General features: G+C 56.0%; 13 protein-coding genes. 5 read left to right on the top strand and 8 right to left on the bottom strand.

All coding sequences use genetic code 11. The annotated features are described in order from the left end of the window. Nucleotides 1–6 precede the first annotated feature (6 nt). Nucleotides 7–855 carry a PhzF family phenazine biosynthesis protein gene (locus RCF31_RS13805; protein WP_416411183.1) on the top strand — a complete coding sequence of 283 codons (849 nt, stop codon included), beginning with the start codon at nt 7–9 and terminating at the stop codon, nt 853–855. Nucleotides 856–931: 76 nt separating this feature from the next. Here the strand turns inward: RCF31_RS13805 and RCF31_RS13800 are convergent, their stop codons facing one another. Beyond that, nucleotides 932–1,690, bottom strand: coding sequence for an SDR family NAD(P)-dependent oxidoreductase (locus RCF31_RS13800; protein ID WP_416411182.1), 759 nt, complete (start codon nt 1,688–1,690; stop codon nt 932–934). 115 nt (nt 1,691–1,805) lie between these two features. Here RCF31_RS13800 and RCF31_RS13795 point away from each other — a divergent pair, with 115 nt between their 5' ends. The 3 genes from RCF31_RS13795 (at nt 1,806) to RCF31_RS13785 (ending at nt 5,377) form a co-directional block, all read left to right on the top strand. Next, nucleotides 1,806–2,705: a LysR family transcriptional regulator gene (locus tag RCF31_RS13795; RefSeq protein ID WP_299448411.1), complete on the top strand. Its 900-nt coding sequence runs from the start codon at nt 1,806–1,808 to the stop codon at nt 2,703–2,705. Nucleotides 2,706–2,750: 45 nt separating this feature from the next. After that, nucleotides 2,751–3,752, top strand: a complete 1,002-nt coding sequence (yhjD, locus tag RCF31_RS13790; RefSeq protein ID WP_313686758.1) for an inner membrane protein YhjD — start codon at nt 2,751–2,753, stop codon at nt 3,750–3,752. Nucleotides 3,753–4,042: 290 nt separating this feature from the next. Next, nucleotides 4,043–5,377 (top strand): MFS transporter, encoded by a 1,335-nt coding sequence (locus RCF31_RS13785; RefSeq protein ID WP_299448415.1) that lies wholly within the window; start codon nt 4,043–4,045, stop codon nt 5,375–5,377. 71 nt (nt 5,378–5,448) lie between these two features. On the opposite strand, the gene ilvC is transcribed toward RCF31_RS13785, so the two are convergent. Beyond that, nucleotides 5,449–6,924 carry a ketol-acid reductoisomerase gene (gene ilvC, locus RCF31_RS13780; RefSeq protein WP_313686761.1) on the bottom strand — a complete coding sequence of 492 codons (1,476 nt, stop codon included), beginning with the start codon at nt 6,922–6,924 and terminating at the stop codon, nt 5,449–5,451. Between the two features lie 160 nt (nt 6,925–7,084). Between ilvC and ilvY the strand changes: the two genes are divergently transcribed. Continuing rightward, the gene (gene ilvY, locus RCF31_RS13775) at nt 7,085–7,966 is read left to right on the top strand and encodes an HTH-type transcriptional activator IlvY (protein ID WP_084877799.1); all 882 of its coding nucleotides are present in this window, start codon (nt 7,085–7,087) and stop codon (nt 7,964–7,966) included. Here the strand turns inward: ilvY and ilvA are convergent, their stop codons facing one another. The 6 genes from ilvA to ilvL all read right to left on the bottom strand — a co-directional run bounded on the left by ilvA (nt 7,967) and on the right by ilvL (nt 14,525). After that, a complete protein-coding gene (gene ilvA / locus RCF31_RS13770) occupies nt 7,967–9,514 on the bottom strand; it encodes a threonine ammonia-lyase, biosynthetic (protein ID WP_299448420.1) in 1,548 nt (515 codons plus the stop codon). Nucleotides 9,515–9,517: 3 nt separating this feature from the next. Continuing rightward, nucleotides 9,518–11,368, bottom strand: coding sequence for a dihydroxy-acid dehydratase (ilvD, locus tag RCF31_RS13765; RefSeq protein WP_416411181.1), 1,851 nt, complete (start codon nt 11,366–11,368; stop codon nt 9,518–9,520). 60 nt (nt 11,369–11,428) lie between these two features. Further along, nucleotides 11,429–12,358, bottom strand: a complete 930-nt coding sequence (gene ilvE / locus RCF31_RS13760; RefSeq protein WP_299448424.1) for a branched-chain-amino-acid transaminase — start codon at nt 12,356–12,358, stop codon at nt 11,429–11,431. Nucleotides 12,359–12,376: 18 nt separating this feature from the next. Beyond that, complete coding sequence (gene ilvM, locus RCF31_RS13755; protein ID WP_208716873.1) at nt 12,377–12,634, bottom strand: acetolactate synthase 2 small subunit; 258 nt, start codon at nt 12,632–12,634, stop codon at nt 12,377–12,379. Continuing rightward, nucleotides 12,631–14,277, bottom strand: coding sequence for an acetolactate synthase 2 catalytic subunit (gene ilvG / locus RCF31_RS13750; RefSeq protein WP_416411180.1), 1,647 nt, complete (start codon nt 14,275–14,277; stop codon nt 12,631–12,633). The genes ilvM and ilvG overlap by 4 nt, the downstream gene beginning before the upstream one ends. A gap of 149 nt (nt 14,278–14,426) precedes the next feature. Further along, a complete protein-coding gene (gene ilvL, locus RCF31_RS13745; RefSeq protein ID WP_071783595.1) occupies nt 14,427–14,525 on the bottom strand; it encodes an ilv operon leader peptide in 99 nt (32 codons plus the stop codon). Between the last annotated feature and the right edge of the window lie 134 nt (nt 14,526–14,659).

Genomic DNA, 14,659 nt, shown 5'->3' with positions numbered 1-14,659 from the left:
GTGACAATGAAGGTCGCATTTAAACAAGTGGATGTCTTTACCTCATCAGCCTTTCGCGGCAACCCGCTGGCGGTGATCATGGATGCGCAGGGACTCAGTGATGTGCAGCTGGCCGCCATTGCACGCTGGACCAATTTGTCGGAAACCACCTTTGTACTGCCGCCCGAAGATGCCGCGGCGGATTATCGCGTGCGTATCTTCACCCCTGGCGGTGAACTGCCGTTTGCCGGACATCCCACGCTCGGCACGGCCCATGCGCTGCTGGAAGCGGGCTGGCCGCTGAAAACACCGGGTAAAATCGTGCAGGAATGCGGGGTCGGGCTGGTTGAGGTCAACATCAGTACCGATGGCGCTCTGGCGTTTGCCGCTCCGGCTGCTACCCTCACGGTGTTCGAGGATGCCCTGATCGGCAGCGCCATCAATAGCGATGCGCTGGATACCGTACAATCTCCGACGGTGGTGGATATGGGGATTCGCTGGCTGCTGCTGCCGATGACCAGTGCCCAGGCGGTGCGGGAGATTCGTGCTAATCCCAGCGATCTGCAACGTCTGCAAAAACATGCGAAGGTGAATGGCATCGCCCCGTTCGGACCTTTACCGCAGGGAGAAGGCGAGCAGTATGAAATCCGCGCCCTGTTTATCGAAAACGGTATCCTGGTGGAAGATCCGGTAACCGGCAGCGCCAACGCCTGTCTGGCACGCTATTTTGCCGCGCAGGGGCATACCGCTGACTACCGCGCCCGCCAGGGTAGCGTGATTCAGCGCGACGGACGTATTCAGGTGCGCTTCACGCCAGAGGCCATCTGGATTGGGGGTCAGACGGTGACGGTGATCGCAGGTACCATTGAACTCTAAGGCACCGATGTAAATTGCGCGATAAATCGCGCCGCTACGGTTTGTTGCGACGCAATTTATTGCGCGGATTTTGATTTTACAGCGCCTGGCCGCCTGAGGCTTCGATACGCTGGGCGGTGATCCAGCCAGTTTCATCGCTCAGAATCGCACTGACGGCATCGCCGATATCATCCGGCAGGCCTACGCGTCCCAACGCGGTGAGCGAGGCGATGGTGTCGTTGATTTCTTTGGTGTCGCGCACACGGCCACCGCCGAAGTCAGTTTCAATCGCTCCCGGTGCCAGGATATTGACGCGGATACGACGTTCGCCCAGTTCCTTCGCCTGGTAGCGCGTCAGCACTTCCATCGCCCCTTTCATTGAGGCATAGGTGCCGGAACCCGGATAGGTGAGGCGCGTCAGGCCGCTGGAGATATTCAGAATGCGGCCTCCATCGATAATCAGCGGCAGCAGCTTCTGCGTCAGGAAGTACGGACCTTTAAAATGCACGTTGACCAGTGCATCAAACTCATCCTCAGTCGTCTCGCTGAACAGTTTGTAATGACCGTGACCGGCGTTGTTCACTAAATAATCAAAGCTGTCACGCTGCCACAGCTTTTGCAGCGTCTCTTTAACCTGATCTTTGAACCCCTCAAACTGGCGGGTATCACCGACATCCAGCAACAGCGCGGCGGCACGGGCACCCAGCGCTTCAATTTCCTTCACCACCGCCTGCGCTTCTTCCTGATGGCTCCGATACGTGAAAATGATATCCGTGCCTTTCGCCGCCAGTTTTAGTGCGGCATTCTTACCTAAACCGCGGTTGCCACCGGTAATCAACGCAATTTTGTGACTCATGATTCGCTCCTGTTGCAAAATTGAACACGTTTAAAGGATATTCTCTGAAGTCTGATCTATAAACTCGTTGTAATGCGCTGCACTGTTTCACTAACAACAACAATCGGTGAACAACATGGATAAAATTCACGCAATGCAAGTTTTTGTGCGGGTGGCAGAAATGGGCAGTTTTACCCGCGCAGCAGAAAGTCTCGGTTTGCCGAAAGGCAGCGTATCGCGTCAGTTGCAGGCGCTGGAAAATCAAATGGGTACACGGCTGTTGCATCGCACCACGCGTCGTGTCCACCTCACTCAGGATGGGCTGGTTTATTACGATCGCTGCCTCGATTTGCTGTCGATGCTGGATGATATGGACAGCCTGTTTCAGCATGATCCGGCGACGCTCAGCGGCAAACTGCGCGTGGATATGTCGGTCGCGATGGCCACCGGTTTTATCCTGCCGCGCCTGCCGGAGTTTTTGCAGCACTACCCCGGCATCGAAATTGAGCTTAGCAGCAGCGATCGCCAGGTGGATGTGATCCGCGAGGGATTTGACTGCGTTATCCGCGTCGGTGAACTGAAAGATTCCGGCCTGATCGCCCGTAAAATCGGAACTCATGCCTTGATTAACTGCGCCAGTCCCCATTACCTTTCCCGCTTCGGCAGGCCGGTCCGGCTGGAAGATTTGTCGCAACACGCGATGGTGCATTACACCCAGCAACTGGGGCAGCCATCACCGGGCTTTGAATATTTCGATGGCAAACAAAGCCATTTCATTCAGACCGGCGGTGTAGTGACGGTGAACAGCACCGAAACCTATCGCGCCGCCTGTATCGCCGGGCTGGGCATTATTCAGGTTCCGGCCATTGGCGTGCAGCCGTTGCTGGAATCCGGGCAACTGGTGGAGGTACTGCATCACTTCCCGGCCAAACCGATGCCAATCTCCCTGCTCTATCCACACCGGCGCAATGTGGCACGACGCGTACGGGTGTTTATGGAGTGGCTGAGCCAGGTCTTGCAGGAGTACGTGACCTGACGGGCTATAATTAACATTTCGCAGTGAACAGGATGATGAACGTCTATGACAGACAAAGATAATCAGCAGCAGGCGGCTGGACAAAAGCCGTTGATCGATCTCAAAACCGGTAATCAACACGTGGACCGCTCGATTGTACGCGTCTCGCGGTTCGCCACCTGGTTTCAGGCCATCCCGGCGGTGGCGCATTTTTTGCGCGCGCTGGAGCGATTCAACGATCGCCTCGGCAGCCAGTTCGGTGCCGCCATTACCTATTTTTCGTTTCTCTCATTGATACCGATTTTGATGGTCTCCTTTGCGGCGGTTGGCTTTGTGCTGGCGTCGAATCAGGATTTACTCACGGAGTTGATCAACAAAATCGTTAACAGTATCAGCGATCCTAATCTGGCCAATACCCTGAAAAGCACCGTCAACACGGCGATTCAGCAACGCGCCACCGTCGGCCTGACCGGGCTGTTATTGGCGCTGTATTCCGGGATTAACTGGATGGGGAACCTGCGCGAGGCGATTCGCGCGCAGTCCCGCGATGTGTGGGAGCGTAAACCGGACGATCAGGAGAAGTTCTGGAAGAAATACATTCGCGACTTTATCTCGCTCACCGGCCTGATGCTGGCGCTGGTGATCACGCTGTCGCTGACGTCGGTTGCCGGGGCCGCCCAGGCAGCGATTGTGCACGCGCTGGGGCTGGATCATATTGAGTGGCTGCGTCCGGCGATGACCGTCATTGCACTGGCCATCTCCATCTTTGCTAACTATCTGCTGTTTCTGTGGATTTTCTGGATCCTCCCGCGCCACAAGCCACGAAAGAAAGCGTTGTTCCGCGGCACGCTGCTGGCCGCCATTGGTTTTGAGGTGATTAAGTTTGTCATGACAATTACCCTGCCGAAGCTGGCGACATCCCCGTCTGGTGCAGCTTTCGGTTCGGTGTTGGGTCTGATGGCCTTTTTCTACTTCTTTGCGCGTCTGACGCTGTTCTGCGCAGCCTGGATCGCTACCGCCCGATACAAAGACGATAAAGAAATGCCGCAGCCCCACCAGCAACAGTAAGCTGCCGCAGTTCGTTACATTTGCCGCAACAGCAAAAAATGTTTCCCGCAGACTGTTTTTACGGCAAAAGACAGCAGGAATCGCTAAAGGGTCACTTTTATTTGGCCCTTTTGCAGAGATTCCCGCCAAAAAACCGGCTGTAACCCTTTCCATTCGCCGCCGATGGCGTGAACTCAGAAATTATCCTCTTTTTCGCCGAAAAAGCCTGTTATGACGCGGTTTTTCGCCATTGAATGACGCAATACAGGTGCGTAAGATTCTTTGTTTCTATTTACAATTAAGAAACAGTTATGCAAGCCTCCATCACCGAATCAATCGACAAAAAACAAGACGACACGCCGGTCAATTCTCGCGGCAAAGTGGTCGTTGCGTCTCTTGTCGGCACCGCCATCGAATTTTTCGATTTTTATATTTACGCCACTGCGGCGGTTATTGTTTTTCCCCATATTTTCTTCCCACAGGGCGATGCCACAGTCGCAACGCTCCAGTCGCTGGCAACCTTCGCCATTGCGTTTGTGGCGCGTCCGATCGGTTCTGCCGTGTTTGGCCACTTTGGTGACCGTGTGGGCCGTAAGGCAACCCTGGTGGCTTCACTGCTGACCATGGGGGTTTCTACCGTGGTGATCGGCCTGCTGCCAGGTTATCAGACCATTGGCGTGGCCGCACCGCTGCTGCTGGCACTGGCGCGTTTTGGTCAGGGTCTGGGCCTGGGTGGTGAATGGGGTGGCGCAGCGCTGCTGGCGACCGAAAATGCCCCGGCAAAAAAACGTGCCCTTTACGGTTCGTTCCCACAGCTGGGTGCACCGATTGGCTTCTTCTTCGCTAACGGGACTTTCCTGCTGCTCTCCTGGCTGCTGACAGACGAACAGTTCATGCAGTGGGGCTGGCGCGTACCCTTCATTCTCTCTGCGGTGCTGGTGATTATTGGCCTGTATGTGCGTGTCTCGCTGAACGAAAGCCCGGTGTTTGCCAAAGTTAAGAAAGAGAAAAAACAGGTACGTGTACCGATTGGCACGCTGCTGAGCAAGCATTGGCTTGCCACCATTCTCGGCACCTTTATCATGCTCGCCACTTATACGCTGTTCTATATCATGACCGTGTACTCCATGAGCTACGGCACCGCACCTGCGCCGGTGGGCCTCGGTTATTCACGTAACAGCTTCCTGTGGATGCTGATGGTGGCGGTGATTGGTTTTGGTGTGATGGTGCCGATTGCTGGCCTGCTGGCAGACCGTTTTGGTCGTCGCAAAACCATGATCACCATTACCCTGATGATTATCGCCTTTGCCTTTATGTTCCCGGCACTGCTTGGTTCTGGTTCTCAGGTGCTGGTGATGGGCTTCCTGCTGCTCGGCCTGAGTATTATGGGCCTGACATTTGGCCCGATGGGTGCGCTGCTGCCGGAACTGTTCCCGACCGAAGTGCGTTATACCGGTGCTTCCTTCTCGTATAACCTGTCGTCGATTCTGGGTGCCTCCGTTGCGCCTTATATCGCCACCTGGCTGAACGCTAACTATGGTTTGCAGGCGGTCGGTTTCTATCTGGCTTCGATGGCGGCATTGACACTGATTGCGCTGATTGCCTGTAAAGAGACCAGCAGGCAGACACTGTACGAAGCGGTTTGATGCGGTTTTAGGCAATAAAAAACCCCGGCGAGCCGGGGTTTTTCGTTGCTGAAAACTGTGTTGCGTACCGATTAACCGGCAACCGCGATACGTTTCATATCAGTCATGTAGCCACGCAGTTTGCGGCCAACTGCTTCGATCGGATGCTGACGAATCGCTTCGTTAACATCACGCAGCTGCGCGTTGTCTACCTGAGTGCCTTCCACTGCTTTACCCAGGTCGCCCGGTTGCAGAGTGGTCATGAACTCTTTCAGCAGCGGAACTGCCGCGAAGGAGAACAGGTAGTTGCCGTATTCTGCGGTATCAGAGATCACCACATTCATTTCATACAGACGCTTACGTGCGATGGTGTTAGCGATCAGCGGCAGCTCATGCAGTGATTCGTAGTAAGCTGACTCTTCGATGATGCCTGCGTCGATCATGGTTTCAAACGCCAGCTCAACGCCCGCTTTAACCATCGCAACCATCAGAACGCCTTTGTCGTAGTATTCCTGCTCTTCGATTTTACCTTCGAACTGTGCTGCTGTTTCGAACGCGGTTTTACCGGTCTCTTCACGCCAGGTCAGCAGGTTTTTGTCGTCGTTAGCCCAGTCAGCCATCATGCCAGAAGAGAATTCACCGGAGATGATGTCATCCATGTGCTTCTGGAACAGCGGAGCCATGATGCCTTTCAGCTGCTCAGACAGCGCATAAGCACGGATTTTGGCCGGGTTAGACAGGCGATCCATCATCAGGGTGATGCCGCCGAACTTCAGTGACTCGGTGATGGTTTCCCAGCCGAACTGAATCAGTTTCTCAACATAAGCCGCATCGTGACCTTCAGCCACCAGCTTGTCGAAGCACAGCAGAGAACCTGCCTGCAGCATGCCGCACAGAATGGTCTGCTCACCCATCAGGTCAGATTTCACTTCTGCAACGAAAGAAGATTCCAGCACGCCCGCACGGTCACCACCGGTGGCAGAAGCCCAGGCTTTCGCAATCGCCATGCCTTCGCCTTTCGGATCGTTTTCCGGGTGAACCGCGATCAGAGTCGGCACACCGAAACCACGCTTATATTCTTCACGAACTTCAGTACCTGGGCACTTCGGTGCAACCATCACCACGGTGATGTCTTTACGGATAGTTTCGCCCACTTCAACGATGTTGAAACCGTGTGAGTAGCCCAGCGCTGCACCGTCTTTCATCATCGGCTGTACTGCCTGAACGACTGCAGAGTGCTGTTTGTCCGGCGTCAGGTTAACGACCAGGTCCGCCTGCGGGATCAGCTCTTCGTAAGTACCCACTTTGAAGCCGTTATCGGTCGCTTTGCGGAAAGAGGCACGTTTCTCAGCAATCGCTTCAGCACGCAGCGCGTAAGACACATCCAGGCCAGAGTCACGCATGTTCAGACCCTGGTTCAGGCCCTGAGCGCCACAGCCAACGATGACCACTTTTTTCCCTTTCAGGAAGCTTGCGCCATCCGCGAATTCATCGCGAGCCATGAAACGACATTTGCCTAACTGCGCTAACTGGTTGCGCAGATTCAATGTGTTGAAGTAGTTAGCCATGGGTACTCCGGTTAGATGTTGTGTTTGCTTTGTTCAGTAACGACGTCATCAGTAGCGCCGCGAATGACCCCATCATATGACAGGAAATCTGTTGCTTAAATTGATATATTAACAACGCCACATTGCAGGATTTGCAATATTACTTTGAGGTTACCCGCGCATGGATTTACGAGACCTGAAACTCTTCCTCCATCTGGCCGAAAGTTGCCACTTTGGCCGCACGGCGCGTGCCATGCATGTGAGTCCGTCCACCTTGTCGCGCCAGATCCAGCGGCTGGAAGAGGATGTCGGCCACGCGCTGTTTCTGCGTGATAACCGCACTGTGACGCTGACCGAAGCCGGTGAACGGCTGCGTCAGTTTGCTCAGCAAACCCTGCTGCAATATCAGCAACTGCGTCATGTGATGGACCTGAACGGTCCGTCTCTCAGTGGCGAGCTGCGCCTGTTCTGTTCGGTGACGGCAGCATATAGCCATTTGCCACCGATTCTCGATCGCTTTCGTGCCGAACATCCGCAGGTGGAAATTAAACTGACGACCGGCGATGCCGCTGATGCGATCGAGATGGTGCAGTCCGGTGAGGCCGACCTGGCGATTGCCGGTCGTCCTGAATCGCTGCCTGCCAGCATAGATTTTACGCCACTTGGGCTGATTCCGCTGGTGCTGATTGCCCCGGCGCTACCTTGTCCGGTCCGCAGCCAGGCGACCCAGGACGAGCCTGACTGGTCCCTGATTCCGTTTATCCTGCCGGAACAAGGGCCTGCGCGACGTGGCATTGATTTGTGGTTCCGCCGCCGCCGTATCCCCAATCCGCTGATTTATGCCACGGTATCGGGCCATGAAGCGATTGTGTCGATGGTGGCGCTGGGCTGTGGCATTGCGCTGCTGCCGGATGTGGTGCTGGAAAACAGCCCGGAGCCGGTGCGTAATCGCGTGCTGGTGCTGGAGAATGTCGAGTCAGTTGCGCCACTGGAACTGGGCGTGTGCGTACAAAAAAAGCGGCTCGGGGAGCCGCTTATTAATGCTTTCTGGAACCTGCTGTAATTACTGACCCGCGAGGAAGAAGCGGAACGCCGGGTTATTGACTTCATCGTGGAAGTCATAACCCAGCGCCATGAGATGCTCCTCAAAGCGCGGCTCATCCTCACCCAGCTCAAACGCCGCCAGTACACGACCGTAATCCGTACCGTGGCTGCGATAGTGGAACAGCGAGATATTCCAGTGCGTACCCAGCGTTTGCAGGAACTTCAGCAACGCGCCGGGTGCTTCCGGGAATTCAAAGCTGAACAGACGTTCACGCAGCGGTTTGGAGGGACGACCACCCACCATGTAGCGCACGTGCAGCTTGGCCATCTCATCGTCGGACAAATCCACCACGTTATAGCCACCCTGCGTCAGCTGGCTGATGATTTCACTGCGCTCCTCCAGCCCGCGCGTTAAACGCACGCCGACGAAGATGCAGGCGTTGTCGGCATCCGCGTAACGATAGTTGAACTCGGTCACTGACCGGCCACCCAGCGTCTGGCAAAACTTCAGGAAGCTGCCCTGCTGCTCAGGAATGGTTACCGCCAGCAGCGCTTCACGCTGCTCGCCCAGTTCGCAACGCTCGGAGACGTAGCGCAGACCGTGGAAATTCACGTTCGCCCCGGAGAGGACGTGCGCCAGACGTTCGCCTTTGATGTCGTGCTGCTGGATGTATTTCTTCATCCCGGCCAGCGCCAGTGCCCCGGAAGGCTCCGCCACCGCACGCACATCTTCAAACAAATCCTTGACCGCCGCGCAGATGGCATCGCTATCCACGGTGATGATGTCGTCGATATATTCCTGGCACAGACGGAAGGTTTCGTCGCCGATACGCTTCACCGCCACGCCTTCAGCAAACAAGCCCACACGCGCCAGATCGACCGGATGACCGGCATCCAGCGCCGCTTTCAGGCAGGCAGAATCTTCGGACTCGACGGCGATCACTTTGATCTGCGGCATCAGCTGCTTGATCAACACCGCCACACCCGCCGCCAGACCGCCGCCGCCCACTGGCACGAACACGCGATCAAGATGCGCATCCTGTTGCAGCAGTTCCATCGCCAGCGTCCCCTGTCCGGCGATCACCGCCGGATGGTCAAACGGTGGCACGAAGGTGTAACCCTGCTGCTCCGCCAGTTCAATCGCCTTGGCTTTCGCCTCGTCGAAGTTGGCTCCATAGAGGTAAGCCTCACCGCCAAATGCGCGCACTGCATCAACCTTGATATCTGCCGTGGCCAGCGGCATCACAATCAGTGATTTGATGCCAAGCCGGCTGGCCGAGAGCGCCACGCCCTGCGCATGGTTACCGGCCGATGCCGTCACCACGCCGCGCGCTTTTTGCTCTTCGTTCAGCCCGGCAATCATCGCGTAAGCCCCACGCAGCTTAAAGCTGTGCACCGGCTGACGATCTTCACGTTTCACCAGAATGGTGTTGCCAAGACGCGATGAAATTTTTTCCATTTTCTGTAACGGCGTCACCTGGGCGATTTCATACACCGGTGAACGCAATACCGCGCGCAAATACTCCGCGCCGCAGGGCGCCGCGGGTAGCGGTTGAGACTCAGCCATCTGTTAGCCTCCCAGCTTGGACTTATCGCGCACCGCGCCTTTGTCAGCGCTGGTCGCGAGTGATGCGTAAGCACGCAGCGCGAAGGAAACCTGACGCTCACGGCCATGCGGCGTATACGCCTCATCGCCACGCGCTTCTTCCTCTTCACGACGGGCGTGCAGTTCGTTGTCCGGCACCGCCAGCTTGATGCCACGGTTCGGGATGTCGATTTCGATGATGTCGCCATCTTTCACCAGCGCGATGGTGCCGCCGCTGCCAGCTTCCGGTGACGCGTGACCAATGGACAGACCTGAAGTACCGCCAGAGAAACGACCATCGGTGATCAGTGCACAGCTTTTGCCGAGACCCATCGATTTCAGGTAGGTGGTCGGATACAGCATTTCCTGCATGCCCGGCCCGCCTTTCGGCCCTTCGTAGCGAATGACGACCACATCGCCAGCGACAACTTTACCGCCGAGGATGGCTTCCACCGCATCATCCTGGCTTTCGTATACTTTGGCCGGACCTTTGAAGGTGAGGATTTCTTTATCCACGCCTGCGGTTTTCACGATACAACCGTCTTCCGCCAGGTTGCCGTACAGGACTGCCAGGCCACCATCCTGCGAGAACGCAAACTCGCGGGTACGGATACAGCCTTCCTGACGGTCATCATCCAGCGTGTCCCAGCGGCAATCCTGCGAGAAGGCCTGGGTGGTACGGATACCTGCCGGGCCGGCGCGGAACATCTTTTTCACCGCTTCGTCCTTGGTCAGCATGATGTCGTACTGGTCCAGCGTCTCGCGCAGGTTCAGACCCAGTACGTTGCGCACGTCGGTGTGCAGCAGACCGGCACGATCCAGCTCGCCGAGGATACCGATAACGCCACCCGCACGGTGTACGTCTTCCATGTGATATTTCTGGGTGCTCGGTGCCACTTTGCACAGATGCGGCACTTTGCGCGACAGACGGTCGATATCGGAGATGTTGAAATCGATCTCGCCTTCCTGCGCTGCGGCCAGCAGGTGCAGTACGGTGTTGGTGGAACCGCCCATGGCGATATCCAGCGTCATGGCGTTTTCAAATGCCGCTTTGCTGGCGATGTTGCGCGGCAGTAGGCGCTCATCATCCTGCTCGTAATATTGTTTGGTCAGGTTAACGATGCGCTTACCGGCATTGATAAACAGATCTTTGCGGTCGGCGTGGGTCGCCAGCAGCGAACCGTTACCCGGCTGCGACAGACCCAGCGCTTCGGTCAGGCAGTTCATCGAGTTGGCGGTGAACATACCGGAACAGGAACCACAGGTCGGACAGGCGGAACGCTCGATTTGCTCGCTGTCGGCGTCGCTGACGTTCGGGTTGGCACCCTGAATCATCGCATCCACCAGATCCAGCTTGATGATTTTGTCAGACAGTTTGGTTTTACCCGCTTCCATCGGGCCGCCGGAAACAAAGATCACCGGGATGTTGAGGCGCAGTGAAGCCATCAGCATGCCGGGGGTGATTTTGTCGCAGTTGGAGATGCAGACCATCGCATCGGCACAGTGGGCGTTAACCATGTACTCGACGGAGTCAGCAATCAGCTCGCGCGAAGGCAGTGAATACAGCATGCCGCCATGACCCATGGCGATACCGTCATCCACTGCAATGGTGTTGAACTCTTTAGCCACACCACCAGCCGCTTCAATTTGTTCAGCGACCAGTTTGCCGAGATCGCGCAGGTGGACGTGGCCTGGCACGAATTGGGTGAATGAGTTGACCACGGCGATAATCGGCTTACCGAAATCGGCGTCGGTCATTCCTGTCGCGCGCCACAAGGCACGGGCACCCGCCATGTTACGGCCATGGGTGGTGGTGGCGGAACGGTACTTAGGCATGCTCTATTTACTCCAGTAAGAAAGGGCACGCGGACGCCTGAACGCCCGCGCAAAGTCTTGTTATGCGTTAACCGGATCCAGCCAGCCCCATTTGTCTTCAGTTTCGCCGGTGAACAGGCCAAAGAACGCCTGCTGAATGCGTTTGGTCACCGGACCGCATTTGCCTGCGCCAACCTGGATACCGTCTACGCTACGTACCGGGGTGATTTCCGCTGCAGTACCAGACATGAACACTTCGTCAGCCAGGTACAGTGATTCGCGTGACAGTACCTGCTCGCGAACTTCGATACCCATGTCTTTTGCCAGTTTGATGATGGCGTCACGGGTGATGCCAGGCAGCGCAGAAGAGGTGAACGGCGGCGTGAACAGGATGCCATCTTTCACTTCGAACAGGTTTTCACCGGCCCCTTCTGAAATATAGCCGTTGGTGTCGAGAGCGATACCTTCCTGATAACCGTGGCGGCGCGCTTCGCTACCTACCAGCAGAGAAGACAGGTAGTTACCACCGGCTTTTGCCGCAGTCGGCAGGGTGTTCGGTGCCACGCGGTTCCAGGAAGACACCATCGCGTCGATGCCCTGCTCCAGCGCTTCGGCACCCAGGTAAGCACCCCACGGGAACGCGGCGATGATCACATCGGTGGTGTAGCCATCTGGCGGGTTCACACCCAGGCCCACGTCGCCCACGAAAGCCAGCGGACGGATGTAGGCGCTTTTCAGTTTATTGACGCGCAGCACTTCGCGGCAGGCTTCCATCAGCTCATCTACGCTGGCCTCGATCGGGAAGCGGTAGATTTTGGCGGAGTCGTGCAGACGCTGCATGTGTTCGCGATGACGGAACACCACCGGGCCTTTGTGAGAGTCGTAGCAACGTACGCCCTCAAACACAGAAGTACCGTAATGCAACGCGTGAGACATGACGCTAACCTTGGCGTCTTCCCACTTAACCATCTCCCCATTGAACCAAATAAAGTCTGCTTTCTTCGTACTCATTGTTATTTCCTTTCGCGACTAGGCACGGATTTGTTGTGTTGTCTGTTGTTGGATTTGGACGCAAGCGACATCCATCAGTTTACTTAACTGCGAAGACAGTAAATCGACTGAGCGCTGGCTGGCAACGGTCATTTCAATATTAATGTTTTCCGTATTAGCGGCTGATGCCATGTTCATGGCGCACACCTGGAAACCACGGTGGCGCACGACGCGCAAAATGCGTTCCAATATTTCAGGGCGGAAGCGGGCCTCGATAGACAATTGATGCTGGTTCATGCGGTTTTCTCCATCATGTTTGCGTTGCTGGCACCTGGTGGCACCAATGGCCAGACGTTTTCATGCTCATCAATCGAAACATGCAGGAAGTAAGGACCTTCACTGTTCAGCAGAGCATCAAGGGCGGCGTCGACCTGATCTTTACGAGTAATACGCTGGCCGGGGATATCAAACGCGCTGGCCAGCGTCAGGAAATCGGGGTTATCAGTCAGGATGGTTTCGCTGTAGCGACCATCAAAGAACAGCTGTTGCCACTGGCGCACCATGCCAAGCCGTTGGTTATCCAGCAGCAGGATTTTCACTGGCAGTTTGCCGCGCTTGATGGTGCCCAGCTCCTGGATGTTCATCATGATGGAGCCGTCGCCGGATACGCAGATCACCGTATCGTCCGGGCGGGCGACCTGAGCGCCTATCGCTGCTGGCAGGCCAAAGCCCATGGTGCCGAGGCCGCTGGAAGTAATAAAATTTTCCGGCGCGCTGAACGACATATGCTGTGCAGCCCACATCTGATGCTGCCCAACGTCGGTGGTAACCACGGCGCTGGCCGCTTTGCGATCGGAAAGTTGCTTCAGCAGCAGTGGCGCGTAAATCGCTTCACCTGGATGATCGTAACGCCAGCTAAATTCAGCCTTCAGCATTTTCACTTCGGTGCGCCACGCGTCGATTTGCAGCGGCATACTCAGTGCTGGCAGCACCTGATTCAGATCGCCCTGCAATGAAACGTGAGCACGGCGCAGTTTGTTCAGCTCGGCAGGATCAATATCGAGATGGATGACGCTGGCGTGCGGCGCGAAGGTATCGAGCTTACCGGTGACGCGGTCGTCGAAACGCGCGCCAACGGCGATCAGTAAGTCACACTCCTGCACCGCAATGTTTGCCGCCTTGGTGCCATGCATGCCCAGCATGCCGAGGTAGACTTCGCTGCTGGCATCAGCACTGCCCAGACCTTTCAGGGTGGCAACCATCGGAATGCCGGTATCGATCGCCATGGCACGCAGTGCCGGAACGGCATGCGCCATACCCACGCCGCCACCGATGTACAGCATGGGTTTTTTCGCCTGGGCCATCAGTGCGCGCGCTTCCGCGATTTGCTGTGCCGAGTGGATCGGCGCTTCTTCGACTGGCAGCAGACGCGGTGTCGGCTCACCTCTGGCAACCTGAATGTCTTTCGGGATATCAACCAGAACCGGGCCTGGACGGCCTGACTGGGCGATGGCAAAGGCTTCTGCCATCACTGAAGGTAAATCATCAAGGGATTCAACGAGGAAACTGTGCTTGGTGCAGGCCAGCGACAAGCCGAGAACGTCGATTTCCTGGAATGCATCGGTGCCGATAAATGGGGAAGCAACCTGTCCGGTAATCGCCACCACCGGGATGGAGTCCATCATCGCGTCGGCTAAACCGGTGATCAGGTTAGTCGCCCCCGGGCCCGAGGTGGCGATACAGACACCGGTTTTACCTGTGGCACGCGCATAACCAATCGCCGCCATCACCGCACCTTGCTCATGCCGACACAGTAGGTGTTCCACGCCGCCATCGTAGAGCGCATCGTACACTGGCATGATGGCACCGCCAGGATATCCAAACACGGTCTCAACACCCTGCGCGCGTAAAGTCTGAACTACCCACTGTGCACCTGTCATGGTTATTCTCCTGTATCCCTGCGGGAACAACAGAATTTTATGCTACTGTTCATTATCTGTTCCTCGATGATTCGCTGATATTTTGCCTGGTCGAAAAAAAACCCCCGGACCTTTCGGTGCGGGGGTTTTTGGAATTCCAGGCTTGATTTTTAAGCCTTTCTTTCTCCAAGCGTAGCCCCGCACGGTGGGATAATAATCACCACCACGCTAATCACGACTAGGCTAATCACTTGTAGAAGGGCTTTCATGTGTTGTTCGTTTTTTCGATTGTTCGAAGTAATACCTACAGAGTTACCATAGTTATCTGTGCATTGACAATAATTTTCATCAGGAATTTTTATGACGTTGCGCTTCAGTCGCAGTTATCACTTTGTAAGTAAAG

It is taken from the genome of Pantoea sp. App145 (assembly GCF_047947045.1).
Classification (GTDB): Bacteria; Pseudomonadota; Gammaproteobacteria; order Enterobacterales; family Enterobacteriaceae; genus Pantoea.
Note: the sequence above shows the minus strand (reverse complement) of the source record. Positions and strands in the feature narration are given on the sequence as shown.